This window comes from Variovorax sp. RO1, from assembly GCF_002849325.1.
Classification (GTDB): domain Bacteria; phylum Pseudomonadota; class Gammaproteobacteria; order Burkholderiales; family Burkholderiaceae_C; genus Variovorax.
The window spans coordinates 779467-792424 of sequence record NZ_PKMT01000002.1 but is presented as its reverse complement, the minus strand read 5'-3'; the positions used below and the strand labels follow the sequence as shown (position 1 = coordinate 792424).

Here is a 12958-nt window from a genome sequence, read left to right as displayed (position 1 = left end):
ACCCGCCATGCCATCGCGTCGCCAACTTCTGCAAGCCAGCGCACTGGCCTCCGGCCTCGGAGCCCTCGGCCTCACAGCCTCGACTGTCCAGGCCGCCACTTCCGGCCCGGTCTACGCCTACGTCGGCACCTACAGCGACGGCGGCAAGCCGTGGCGCGGTGGGCGCGGCCTCGGCGTGCACCAGTTCGTGGTGGACGGCGCGACCGGTTCGCTCAAGCCCATCTCCGGGGCACCGCCCGCCGTGGCGAGCGCAGGCAGCGATGCCAAGCTGCGCAACCCCGCCTCGCTCGCGCGCCATCCGACGCTGCCGATGCTCTACGCCGCCAACGAGTTCGAGGCTGGCTCGGTCTCGGCCTTCCGCATCGGCGCGAACGGCGCGCTGTCGTTCGTGGCCGAGATGCCCTGCGGCGGCAAGGACCCGGCGTACGTCAGCGTGCACCCCGACGGCCGCTTTCTCTTCACCGCCAACTACGCCAGCGGCGATGTCAGCGTGATCGCGTTGCGCGCCGACGGCACGTTCGACACCGATCGCGCCCCCGTCGTCTACAAGGACGTGGCTGCGTGCGGCGCCGCCACGCCCTGCAAGCCCGGCGCCGACGTCGTGCCGCTCATCGCACGCGTGCATGAGGGCTTTGCCACCAGCGACCACGACGGCCCGCACGCGCACATGGTGCAGGCCGACCCGGCCGGCAACTTCGTGCTCGTGGCCGACCTGGGGCTCGACCGCGTCATCTCGTACCGCTTCGACCGTGCCACCGGCGTGCTGAGCCAGCCGAGCACGGTGGCCGTGTCCGAGAGCTCGGGCGCGCGCCACTTCGCCTTCCACCCGAATGGCAAGTGGGTCTACCTCGTCAACGAAGAGGCCTCGACCATCGCCTTCCTGCGTTACGACGGCGCCACCGGCGTGCTCACGCTCGTGAGCGAAACCTCGGCGCTGCCCGCCGGCTTCAAGGGCACCAGCTACGCCTCGGGCATCCGCATGCTGCCGGGCGGCACGCACTTCGTGTCGCTCAACCGGCTGCACGATTCGATCTCGATCTTCAAGGTCGATGCCCGCACCGGCGCGCCCACGCTCGTGCGCGAAGAGTGGACGCGCGGCAACTACCCGCGCAGCTGCACGCTCGACCCGAGCGGGCGTTTTCTCTACGTGTGCCACAACAAGCAGGGCGACAACGTGACCATCTTCCGCGTGAAGAAGAACGGTGACGTGCAGTTCACCGGCCAGTACGTGGCCGTCGGCAGCGCCGCCGCCATCGAGTTCTCGTCATGATCAAGAGCGGATCGCTTCGCTACATCGCCTCGCGCGCGGGCGGCATGCTCACCGTACTGGCCCTCGTGGCCGTGCTGGTCTTCGTGCTCACGCGCGCCGCCTCGGGTGACCCGATCTCCGTGCTGCTGGGCGACCAGGCCACCGCCGCCGACATCGCCCGCGTACAGAAGGACTACGGCCTCGACAAGCCATTGCCCGTGCAGTTCGGCTACTGGCTGCGCGAAGTGCTGCAGGGCAATCTGGGCACCTCGATCTTTTTGCAGCGCCCGGTCACGCAGGCGCTGTGGGAGCGGGCCGAGCCGACCACCTTGCTGGCCCTGATGGCCGTGGCCATCGCCGCGCTCATCGGCGTGCCCTGCGGCATCGTCTCGGCGGTGTTCCGCGGGCGTGTGGTCGACCAGTTCTTCACCGGCATCGCGATGCTGGGCGCCAGCATCCCCAGCTTCTGGATGGGCATCGTGCTGATCCAGATCTTCGCGGTGTCGTTCGGGTGGTTCCCCGTGTCGGGCTACGGCGCGCCCGATGCGCCGTTCGCCGAGCGGCTGCATGCACTGGTGCTGCCGGCCACCGTGCTGGGCCTCTTGAACTCCGCACTCATCATCCGCTTCACGCGCGCCTCGATGCTCGACGTGCTGGGTGAAGACTACGTGCGCACCGCACGCTCCAAGGGCCTGAGCGAGAGCACCGTGGTCTTGAAGCATGCGCTGCGCAACGCACTGGTGCCCATCGTCACCGTGATCGGCCTGACCGTCGCGCTGATGATCGGCGGCGCCGTCATCACCGAGACCGTGTTCGGCCTGCCGGGCGTGGGCAACCTCGTGGTCAACGCCGTTCTGCGGCGCGACTACCCCGTCATTCAGGGCGCGCTGCTCGTGATTGCCGCGATCTATGTGCTCATCAATTTCTCGATCGACCTGCTGTATGCCGTCGTCGATCCGCGCGTGAAGGTCTGAACGATGCGCATGCCTCGAATGCTCCGCCAGCTGATGCACCGCCGCATCGTGATGGTCTCCGCCCTGGTGCTGCTGGTGATTGCCGTGCTTGCTGTGGGTGCGCCGCTGTTTGCGTCCGCCGACCCGAACGACACGGCAGTGCTGCAGCGCCTGAAGGCGCCCAGCGCCGAACACCTGCTCGGAACCGACGAACTCGGGCGCGACATGTACGCGCGCATCGTGCACGGTGCCCGCTACTCACTGGCCATCGCGGCGCTCACCGCCTTGGGCTCGGTCATCGCCGGCACGGTGCTTGGTTTGATGGCCGGTTTCTTCCGCCGCCTCGATACACCGCTCATGCGCGTGGTCGACGCCATGATGTCCTTCCCCGACATCCTGCTGGCCATCGCGCTGGTGGCCATCCTCGGCCCCTCGCTGATGAACACCGTGCTCGCGCTGGTGCTGGTCTACACGCCGCGTGTCGCGCGGGTGGTGCGGGCCTCGACCCTGGTGGTGCGCGAGCTGCTCTTCGTCGAAGCCGTGCGGGCCCTGGGTGTGCGCACCTCGCGCATCCTGTGGCGCCATATCCTGCCGAACCTGATGTCGCCGATCCTCGTGCAGGTGTCCTTCATCTTTGCCTACGCGATCCTGGCCGAAGCGGGCCTGTCGTTCCTGGGCGTCGGTGTGCCGCCCGAGATCCCGACCTGGGGCACCATGGTCGCGGGCAGCCAGCAGTACGCGCACCAGGCCTTCTGGGTCGTGCTGTTCCCGGGCCTGGCGATCATCTTCACGGCACTGTCGCTGCAGCTGCTCGGTGATGGCGTGCGCGACCTGCTGGACCCCAAGCTGAAGAAGACCTCGTGATGACGAACGCCACGAACACCCCACGGCTCACGGTCACGAACCTGAGCACCAGCTTCCCCACCGAAGACGGCCTGATCCGCTCGGTGGCCGATGTGAGCTTCTCCATTCAGCCGGGCAAGACCACCGCGCTGGTGGGCGAGTCGGGCTCGGGCAAGTCGGTCACCAGCCTCACGCTGATGCGCCTGCTGCCCAAGACCGCCAATGCGCAGGTCAGCGGATCGGCCTCGTTCGTCACCCGCGAAGGCAAGACGCTGGACCTGCTGCAGATCGGCGAACGCGAGATGCGCTCATTGCGCGGCAACCAGCTGTCGATGATCTTCCAGGAGCCGATGACGAGCCTGAACCCGGTGTTCACCATCGGCGAGCAGATTGCCGAGAGCGTGCGCCTGCACAAGGGACTGGACCGCAAGGCCGCATTGGCCCATGCGCTGCGCATGCTGGAGCTGGTCGAGATTCCGGCTGCCGCCCAACGCATCCACGAGTACCCGCACCAGCTGTCGGGCGGCATGCGCCAGCGCGTGATGATTGCGCTGGCCATGGCCTGCGACCCGACGCTCTTGATCGCCGACGAGCCCACCACGGCGCTGGACGTGACCATCCAGGCGCAGATCCTCGAACTGATGCGGCGGCTGCAGGCCGAGACGGGCATGAGCATCCTGTTCATCACGCACAACCTGGGCGTGGTGGCGCACCATGCCGATGATGTGGTGGTGCTGTACTCGGGTCGCGTGGTCGAGCAAGCGCCCGTGCGGCCTCTCTTTGCGCAGCCCGAGCACCCGTACACGCAGGGCCTGTTGGCCTGTCTGCCGGGCAAGGCGCGGGTTCCTGGGCAACCGAAGCCCAAGCGGCTGTTTGCGATCCGTGGGCAGGTGTCCAGCCCACTCGCCCCGCCACCGGGCTGCGCCTTCGAGCCGCGTTGTGACCAGGCGCTGCCCGAATGCCGCAGTGCGATGCCGCCGCTGATCGACATTCGCCAGGACCGCCAGGCGCGCTGCGTGCGCGTGCAGCCGGACCAGCCTTTGGTGAGAGTCGCATGAGAAGCGCACCGCCTGGCGTGTTGCTCCTTCCCCTCCCGGGGGAAGGCTGGGATGGGGGCAAGCGGCGTTCGTTCGGCGCAGTGCTTCATCCCGTGCCGTCGTGCCCCCACCCCAACCCTCCCCCGGAAGGGGAGGGAGCTAAAACCACACGCCCACGATGACTACCGCCGTCCCCCTCATCGAAGTCCGCGGACTTAAAAAATACTTCGGCAGCAGCGACCGCCCCGTGCGTGCGGTCGACGACGTCTCCTTCGCCATCCACCCCGGCGAGACGCTGGGCCTGGTCGGCGAATCGGGCTCGGGCAAGAGCACCATCGGGCGCACCGTGCTGCGCCTCGTCGAGCGCACCGAGGGCCAGGTGCTGTATCGCGGCGACGACATCGGCACGCTCTCGGGTGAGCGCATGCGCAAGCTGCGCAGCAAGCTGCAGATCATCTTTCAGGACCCGTACGCCAGCTTGAACCCGAAGATGCGCATCAGCGCGATCCTCGGTGAAGCGTTGTCCACGCACGGGCTGCACAAGGGCGCAGCCGCGCGCGACAAGCGCATCGCCGAACTGCTCGAAACGGTAGGCCTGCGCCCCGAGCACGCCAGCCGCTTTCCGCACGAGTTCTCGGGCGGCCAGCGCCAGCGCATCGGCGTGGCACGCGCCCTGGCCGTGGAGCCCGAGTTCATCGTGGCCGACGAGCCGCTGTCGGCACTGGACGTGTCCATTCAGTCGCAGGTCATCAACCTGCTGGCCGACCTGCGCGAGCGGCTTGGTCTAACCATGCTCTTCATCTCGCACGACCTCGACGTGGTCGAGTACCTGTGCGACCGCGTGGTGGTGCTGTACCTGGGCAAGGTGATGGAGGTGGCGACCACCGACGAGCTGTTCGCGCGCCCCTCGCACCCCTACACGCAGGCGCTGCTGGCCGCGAGCCCGAAGCCCGATCCCGAGATGGCCACCGAGCGCATCGCATTGAAGGGCGACATCCCCAGCCCGATCTCGCCGCCCTCGGGCTGCGTGTTCCGCACGCGCTGTCCGCATGCCATCGAGGCGTGCGCGCAGACGGTGCCCAGCCTGGATGAGATTTCCACAGGACACTACAGCGCCTGCATCCGCAAAGAACTGCTCTCCAACATCGCCGTTGCACGACCATGACCGATACCGCTGCCATCAATCAAGACTTCATCGACCCGCTGCTGAGTGACCGCTTCAAGGGCTACCCGCGCACCCAGCCACCGCGCCGGCGGAGCGAAGTCGGCGCCGCCGGCTGGAACGTGCTGGCCGGCGACTTGCCGTTGCCGTTGGCCGTGCTCAAGCGCGAGGCGCTCGAACACAACCTCCAATGGATGCAATCGCGCGTGCGTGAGTGGGGCATCGACCTGGCGCCGCACGGCAAGACCACCATGTCGCCGCAGCTGTTCCAGCGCCAGCTGGACGCCGGCGCCTGGGGCCTGACCTTCGCCACCGTCACGCAGCTGGCCGTGGGCGTGGCCGCCGGCGCGCGCCGCACACTCATCGCCAACCAGGTCGTGAGCGACGAAGACCTGGCCGGCATCCAGCTGCTGCTGGCCGACCATGCCGATCTGCGCGTCGTGTTCCTGGTCGACTCGATCGCGCAGCTGGCGCTCATCGAAGACTGGTCGAAGCGCAACCCCGCGAGCGTGCCCTTCGAGGTGATGCTCGAGATCGGCGTGCAGGGCGCACGCACGGGCTGCCGCACGCACGACGAAGCCATTGCGCTCGCCACGCGGGTGCGCGCCAGCGACGCGGCCAAGCTCGTGGGCATCGAGACCTACGAAGGGCAGGGCGCTACGGGCGAGAGCGAGCCCGACACGGCCTACGCCACCACGCTGATGGACCGCGTCGAAGCCGTCGCCCGCCACTGCGATACGCAACAACTGTTCGAGACCGACGAGGTGCTGGTCTCGGCTGGTGGATCGGCCATCTTCGATCTCGTGGCGGGGCGCCTCAAACCTGCACTGGGCTCGCCGGTGCGCGGCCTGTTGCGTTCGGGCTGCTACGTGACGCACGACCATGGCTTCTACAAGCGCATGGTGAATGTGGTGGACGAGCGCCTGGGTTGCGAGTGCGGCGAGGGTCTGACACCGGCGATGGAAGTCTGGGCCAACGTGCAGTCGCGACCCGAGCCGGGCCTGGCGATCCTGTCGGTCGGCAAGCGCGACATCTCCTTCGACCTCTCGCTGCCCGTGCCAATCGCGCGCGCGGCGCGCGGTGCGCTGCAACCGCAGGGCGTGCCCGCGGGCTGGAAGATCACCGCGCTGAACGATCAGCACGCCTACCTGCGCTGGGACGCAAGCGAGGAAGCCGAGGCACCCCAGGTCGGCGACCGCGTGGGCCTGGGCATCTCGCACCCCTGCACCACCTTCGACAAGTGGCACTGGATGCCCATCGTCGAGAACGACTACCGCGTGAGCGACGCCGTCGCCATGCACTTCTGAAAACAGACGCACCGATGACGCCCTCCTTGCTCAAGAGAATCGCCGAGGCGCGTGGCGACGCGCCGGCCACGCGGCGCGCGATTCTCGACCTGATCCTCGAAGACCCCGACCGCGCGCTCGAAGAGAGCTTCGAGCAGTTGGCCGAGCGCTCGCGCAGCTCGGTGCCCACCATCATGCGCACCTGCCGCGACCTCGGCTTTGCCGGGCTGCGCGAGTTCAAGCTCGCGCTCGCGCAGGAGCTGGCGCTCGGCGGTTCGCCGCTGCACCGTCGCGTCAACATCGAAGACGCGGCCGACGAAGTGGTCAGCAAGATCGCACGCAGTGCCGCCGCCTCGGTCTCGGGCGTGCGCGGCCAGCTCGACATGCAGGTGCTCGACGGCGCCGTGCGTGCCATCGCGGCCGCACCGCACGTCGACCTGTACGGCGCGGGCGCCACCTCGTGGTTCATGGCGAACGACCTGCAGGCGCGGCTGTTCCGCCTCGGCCTCTCGGCCAATGCCTGGGCCGACTACCACCTGCAACAGGTGGCCGGCGCGGCGCAGCGCCCCGGTGGCGTGGTCATCGCCATCTCGCACGTGGGCGGCATGCCCTCGCTGCTCGATGCGGTCGACATCGCGCGCGGGCAGGGCGCCCAGGTGGTCGCGATCACGCGGCCGGGCACCGCGCTCGCGGCCAAGGCCGACTTCCTCATCGGCCTGTCGGTGCCCGACGACGCCGTGATGCATGTGGGCATCGACGCCTACCTCACGCACCTCACCGTCATCGAGATTCTCACCGTGCTGGTGGCGCAGCGCCGCGGAGAGCCCGCCGTGCAGCGCCTGCAGCGCGCACGCGAGGCCTTCCAGCGGCACGGCATCGACGCCACCACGCATCCGCTGCAGAGTTGGGACGGCGGGGGCATCAACGCGAAAAAGGGAGACCGCGAACCATGAGCGACACCCCCGCCGTGCTGCTCGAAGCCGGCCTCGTGGTCGACGGCTCGGGCGGCCCTTCGTGGCCCGGCGACGTGCTGCTGCAGGGCGACCGCATCCTCGCGCTTGGCGAGGGCCTGCGCACGCGGTTGCCCGAAGGGCTGAGCATCGCCGACGTCGACGTGGTCGACTGCCGCGGCAAGGTGATCGCGCCCGGCTTCATCGACGCGCACACGCACGACGACGCCATCGTGCTGCGCGACCCGCTGTGCCTGCCCAAGGTGTCTCAAGGCATCACCACCGTGGTCACCGGCAACTGCGGCATCTCATTGGCGCCGTACCGCACGCCGCAGTCGAAGCCGCCGCTCACGCTGCTGGGCGCCGACTCGTTCAAGCACGCGACCATGGCCGAGTACCGCGCCGCGGTCGATGCGGTGCAGCCCGCGCTCAACGTGGCGGCACTGATTGGCCACACCACGCTGCGCTTCGCGGCGATGCAGGCACTCGACCGGCCCGCGAATGGCGACGAACTGGCGCGCATGGAAGCGCTGCTCGACGACTGCATGGCCGCAGGCGCGCATGGCATGTCGTCGGGCCTGTTCTACGAAGAGGCCTTTGCCGCACCGGCCGAAGAAGTCACCGCGCTCGCGCGCGTCGTGGCGCGCCACGGCGGCGTGTACGCCACGCACCTGCGCAGCGAGATGCAGCAGATCATCGAAGCGCTGCACGAGGCCGGCGACACGGCCTTCAGCGCGGGCGTGCCGCTGGTCATCTCGCACCACAAGTGCGCCGGCCCTGCGAACTGGGGCCGCACCAAGGAAACGCTGCCGCTGATCGAGGCGCTGTCGCAGCGCCAGCAGATCGCGATGGACGTCTACCCCTACGTCGCCGGCTCCACCGTGCTGCGCGAAGACCTCGTCGACGGTGTCATCGACGTGCTGCTGACCTGGTCCGACCCGCACCCCGAGATGACCGGTCGCCTCCTCTCCGACATCGCGCGCGAATGGGGAACCACCGAGCAGGAAGCCTGCCTGCGCCTGAAGCCCGGCGGTGCCTGCTACTTCCAGATGCAGGAAGAAGACGTGGAGCGCGTCATTGCGCACCCGCTCACCATGATCGGCAGTGACGGACTGCCGCACGACCGCCATCCGCATCCGCGCCTGTGGGGTGCGTTCCCTCGCGTGTTTGCGCGCTACTGGCGCCAGCGCAAGCTCTTCACGCTGGAGCAGGCCGTGCACAAGATGACGGGCATGACCGCGCGCAACCTGCGCATCGCGGACCGCGGCCTGCTGCGCGTCGGCACGATGGCTGACGTGGTGGTGTTCGATCCCGAGACCATCACCGACACGGCGACCTACGACCAGCCGCTGGGCGTGAGCGAAGGGATCGAGCGCGTGTTCGTGAACGGCGTGTTGGCCTATCGCGGCGGCGAGGGCGAAGCGAAGGTGCTGGCGCGCGCGGGGCGGATGCTCACGCGCGGCAGATAAGCATCAGGCAAACACCAGACAGACGGGCGTAGGTACCTGCGCCACCTGCACCGGCTGGTCCAGCTTGCCGCCGGCCGCGTCGATGCGCAGGCGCAGGATCGTGTCGCCCTTCTGGCTGAGCGCGTAGAGGTGGCCGCCACCCGGCGCCATCGCCAGCGCGCGCGGAAAGCGCAGGCCCTCGCTCCAGTGCTGCAGCGGGGTCAGCGCGCCATTGCTCGCGTCGATGCGGAACGCGGCGATGCTGTCGGCCATCGGATGGTCCGACTTCAAGCGCCGGTTGGTCGCGTAGAGAAATTGCCCCGAGGGATGCATCACCAGCGCCGCCGCGTTCTTCTGGCCGACGTAGCCCTCGGGCACGGTCGAGACGCGCTGGCGCTGTTCCCCGACCTTGCCGTTCGCCGCGTCGTAGCCGAAGCTGGTGACTGTGGCGTCGAGCTCGTTCACCACGTACAGGAAGCGTTGCGACGGATGCAGCGCCAGGTGGCGCGGGCCGCTGCCGGGCGCGACGGACGTGCGACCAAGCAAGGCCAGCTTGCCCTCGGCGAGCGTGAACGCATTGATGCGGTCGGTGCCCAGGTCGGTGGCGAGCAGGCGTTGGCCCGTGCCGTCGAACAGCACCATGTGCGGATGCGGCGATTCCTGGCGTTCCGCGTCGGGGCCGGCGCCGGTTTCCTTCTCGATGCCCGAGACCTTGCCGAGCTTGCCGTCCGCCTCGATGGGCAGCACGTTGTAGGCGCCGCCACCGTACAGCGCCACAGCGAGCGCGCGGCCATCGGGCGACACGGCCAGGTGCGCAGGCGTCACGCCCGAGAGCGAGAGCGGCTGGCGGTTGAGCAGCGTCAGGCGCCCATCGTTCGCATCGATTGCATAGGCCTCGGCCGTGCCGGTGGGCAGTCCCAGGTAGCTGTCGATCTCGTTGATCGCGTAGAGGACGCGCCGGTTGGGGTGCACCGCGAGGAACGAAGGGTTCGCGCTGGCCACGGTCTGCACCGGCGTCCAGCCGCCGTCCCGGATCGCGAGCACGTAGATGCCCTTCGATGCGAGCCCACCGGCAGTGCCACCGGGTGCATCGCTGGTGTAGGTGCCGACGTAGGCGAAGCGGGGCGCGGGCGCGGCGCTGGCGACAGTGCTGCTGCTGCTCGCGGCGTCAGGGGGCTGCGCGCCGGCGGGGATCATCGGTGTCAGTGCGCCGAGCGCGGAAGCACCGCCGATCCACTGCATGACGGCGCGGCGGTTCTGGCCGGAGAGGTGGGTGCTGTGTGTCATGAAAATCTTTCCTCTCGTTCAGGGCCGCACCGACATGGCATGGTGAAAGATGTTGTTCGGGTCGTAGCGCCGCTTCACTTTCCGAAGGAAGGCGTAGAGCCCCTGGTCCCCATAGTAGAGCTGCGGCCAGAACGGGTAGGCCAGCATGTCGTTGTCCGGGTAGTTGATGTAGCAGCCTTCGTAGCGCTCGCCGGGGTAGGGCGTGCCGGCAAAGCGCTCGGGTACGTCGGGCGTGCCGTACACGTCGCGAAAGAAGTCGCTGATCCAGCGCAGGTGGCCCGCGTCGTCCGCCGCACTGCGCCAATACGTCTGGTACTGCAGCTTCATGATCGATGCGCGCTGCGGCACGGCGGTGTCGCCGATGCGCTCGGGCTTGTTGATCGCGCCGCCATAGGAGTCGACCTGCACCAGCGACTGGCTCAGGTCGATGCCGGGCATCGTGCGCGTCAGGTGCGTGTAGATGCGCTGCGCTTCGCGGGCGCTGAAGTTCTGCTTCATGTAGGCCGACTTGTACTTGCCACGCTGGTTCTCGCCCGAGCCGTTGAGGTACTGCGTGGCCGTGAGCCAGTCGTAGCGCGTCACGGTGTGCGGCTTGGAACACAGCAGCTGCCCCGTGTCTTGCCGCGGCGCCGGGCCCACGCCGGGTGCGCGGCCCTTCAGTGGCACGGGCGTGCAGGCGCGGAAGCGGTCGAGAAAATCGTGGAGCACCGTCAAGTCGTTGCAGGTGCCGTCGGGGTTGCAGAACTGCGTGAGCATCACGATCTGGCCCGACGAGCGGTGCGTGAGCTTGAGCAGCGAGAACATGCCCCAGGTGTCGGGCGACGTGCCGCGCGTGGCCCAGTAGTCGCCGTAGATGGCGAGCAGCTGGGCGAAGCGCGCGGGCGTCATGGTGGCCCAGTCGAACGCGACCACCGCGAGCGCCACCTCGCGCGGCGCGGTCGGCAGGGTGTCGAACACATAGCCGGTGATCGCGCCGAAGTTGCCGCCGCCCGCACCGCGGCAGGCACGGAACAGTTCCGGCTCGTGCGTGGCATCCACGGTGCGCGGCACGACCTTGCCGCGCGCGTCGACCGTGAGGATGTCCACCGCCGAGAGCCAGTCGACCGTGAGGCCCTGCAGGCGCGACAAGAGCCCGTAGCCGCCGCCGCAGATGTGGCCGCCCGCGCCCACCGAATAACAGGAGCCACCGGGCAGCGTCACGTTGTGCTGCTTGTAGAGCTCGAGGTAGCCGTTCCAGTTCTGCGTGCCGGGCGCGACGCGGTAGCGGCCGTCACCCTTGCGGTCGGCGCTTGCCTGCGTGAGCAGGCTCAGGTCGAGGATCGCGCCGTCGGGGTTGTTGGAGACGAAGTCTTCATAACAATGCCCGCCGCTGCGCACCGTGGGCCGCAGGCCCGCATCGACGATGCGTTGCAAGGCGGCGGCGGCATCGCCCGCGTTTTCCACCAGCTCGATGCGCGACGCAGCATCGGATTCCGTGGCCGGCCATCGCAGGTTGAAGCCCTTCTTCAATGTGTTGTAGCGAGCGTCCTGGCGTGTCACGGTGATGGTCATGGGCACTGTCTCTGAAGAAGGTCTGGCGGCGATGGCGCCGGGAGAAGGGGAAGGTCTGCGTTGTTTTGGGTAGGCCTGAAATTGAAAGGTTTTTTCTTAACTTCCTCAAATTCACGTGGATATGGCGGAATGTCGCCAGTATTGACGTGAATTTCAGACTTTATGAAAAATATTTTCAGTTAGGTGCAGCGTCTTCGGCGGGCTGAGCCTGGAACATCCGCGTGAAGTCGCAGCACGCCTGCGCCAGCATCACGATCGACGACGTGAGCGCGCTGCGGTGCTCGCCCTTGTGCATCGCCACGTAGCGCACCACGGGCAGCGCGGGCGTCACGTCGATCACCTCGAGCATGCTGGCGTCGACCAGCGGCGCGAGGCATTCGCGCGGCAGGTAGCTCACGCCGAGGCCCGACACGGTGAGCCCCGTGAGCGCGACGAGGTTGCTCACCACGATCGCGTTGGCGGGCTGCACGCCCTGGTCCTTCATCCATGCGTCGTAGGCGCGGCCGGTGCCCGAGTTGTTGCCTTGCACCAGCATGCGGTGGCGCGCAAGGTCATGCAGGCGCACGGTGCCGGTGGCCGCGGCTGAGGGAATCACGCCGGGCTTGCACATCCACGCGCTCTTCACCCGGCCAATGACCTTGCTCTGCATGCGCGAGTCGGCGAAGGTATGGGGCACGATGACCACGTCGAGCTCGTCGGCCAGCAGCTTGTCGCGCAGCTGCAGGCTGTCGTCCACGTCGGGCTCGAGGATCACCTTTGGGTAGTGCTGCTGGATCAGGCCGACGAGGCGCGGCAGCCACGTCATGGCGGTGAGCTCGGTCACGCCGATGCGGATGCGACGCTCCACCACACCCGGCTTGCCGAACTGTTCGACGGCGGCATCGCGCTGGTCGAGCAGCTTCTTGGCGAGCACGAACATCTCTTCGCCCTTGTCGGTGAGACGCGCGGTGCGCTGGCTGCGGTCGAACAGTTCGGTGTCGAACAGCTGCTCCAGCTCGTGCACGCGCTTGGAGATGGCCGACTGCGAGGTGTGCAGCTGGTTGGCCGCCTGCGCGAAGCCGCCCAGCCGGGCGATCCAGTACAGGGCTTCGAGTTGCTTGAAGGTCATCACGGCGGGCGGCTCCTGAAAGAACGCTTTTATTCATGCGATTCGATCACAAAAAATCGCTTTTAGAAATTCATCGGGACGCAC

General features: G+C 68.0%; 11 protein-coding genes. 8 read left to right on the top strand and 3 right to left on the bottom strand.

Features of this window, described 5'->3' with window-relative positions; translation table 11 throughout:
- Positions 1 to 7 precede the first annotated feature (7 nt).
- The 8 genes from CY658_RS14895 to CY658_RS14860 all read left to right on the top strand — a co-directional run bounded on the left by CY658_RS14895 (position 8) and on the right by CY658_RS14860 (position 8949).
- Positions 8 to 1270, top strand: a complete 1263-nt coding sequence (locus CY658_RS14895; protein ID WP_101490935.1) for a lactonase family protein — start codon at positions 8 to 10, stop codon at positions 1268 to 1270.
- Positions 1267 to 2223: an ABC transporter permease gene (locus tag CY658_RS14890; RefSeq protein WP_101490934.1), complete on the top strand. Its 957-nt coding sequence runs from the start codon at positions 1267 to 1269 to the stop codon at positions 2221 to 2223. The genes CY658_RS14895 and CY658_RS14890 overlap by 4 nt, the downstream gene beginning before the upstream one ends.
- 3 nt (positions 2224 to 2226) lie before the next feature.
- The gene (locus CY658_RS14885) at positions 2227 to 3066 is read left to right on the top strand and encodes an ABC transporter permease (RefSeq protein ID WP_101488680.1); all 840 of its coding nucleotides are present in this window, start codon (positions 2227 to 2229) and stop codon (positions 3064 to 3066) included.
- On the top strand, positions 3066 to 4103 hold the full coding sequence (locus CY658_RS14880; protein WP_101490933.1) for an ABC transporter ATP-binding protein: 1038 nt from the start codon (positions 3066 to 3068) through the stop codon (positions 4101 to 4103). Before CY658_RS14885 ends, CY658_RS14880 begins: the two co-directional genes overlap by 1 nt.
- A gap of 157 nt (positions 4104 to 4260) precedes the next feature.
- On the top strand, positions 4261 to 5247 hold the full coding sequence (locus tag CY658_RS14875) for an ABC transporter ATP-binding protein (protein WP_101490932.1): 987 nt from the start codon (positions 4261 to 4263) through the stop codon (positions 5245 to 5247).
- Positions 5244 to 6551 (top strand): amino acid deaminase, encoded by a 1308-nt coding sequence (locus tag CY658_RS14870; RefSeq protein WP_101490931.1) that lies wholly within the window; start codon positions 5244 to 5246, stop codon positions 6549 to 6551. Before CY658_RS14875 ends, CY658_RS14870 begins: the two co-directional genes overlap by 4 nt.
- 14 nt (positions 6552 to 6565) lie before the next feature.
- Entirely contained in the window at positions 6566 to 7483 is a 918-nt protein-coding gene (locus tag CY658_RS14865; protein WP_101490930.1) for a MurR/RpiR family transcriptional regulator, read from the top strand.
- Positions 7480 to 8949 carry an N-acyl-D-amino-acid deacylase family protein gene (locus tag CY658_RS14860; RefSeq protein ID WP_101490929.1) on the top strand — a complete coding sequence of 490 codons (1470 nt, stop codon included), beginning with the start codon at positions 7480 to 7482 and terminating at the stop codon, positions 8947 to 8949. The genes CY658_RS14865 and CY658_RS14860 overlap by 4 nt, the downstream gene beginning before the upstream one ends.
- A gap of 3 nt (positions 8950 to 8952) precedes the next feature.
- Here CY658_RS14860 and CY658_RS14855 read toward each other — a convergent pair whose 3' ends face one another.
- From CY658_RS14855 to CY658_RS14845, 3 genes are all read right to left on the bottom strand, one after another.
- Positions 8953 to 10215 carry a lactonase family protein gene (locus tag CY658_RS14855; protein ID WP_101490928.1) on the bottom strand — a complete coding sequence of 421 codons (1263 nt, stop codon included), beginning with the start codon at positions 10213 to 10215 and terminating at the stop codon, positions 8953 to 8955.
- An 18-nt stretch (positions 10216 to 10233) separates the two neighbouring features.
- Positions 10234 to 11766 carry an FAD-dependent oxidoreductase gene (locus CY658_RS14850; RefSeq protein ID WP_101490927.1) on the bottom strand — a complete coding sequence of 511 codons (1533 nt, stop codon included), beginning with the start codon at positions 11764 to 11766 and terminating at the stop codon, positions 10234 to 10236.
- 175 nt (positions 11767 to 11941) lie between these two features.
- A complete protein-coding gene (locus tag CY658_RS14845) occupies positions 11942 to 12874 on the bottom strand; it encodes a LysR family transcriptional regulator (protein ID WP_101490926.1) in 933 nt (310 codons plus the stop codon).
- Between the last annotated feature and the right edge of the window lie 84 nt (positions 12875 to 12958).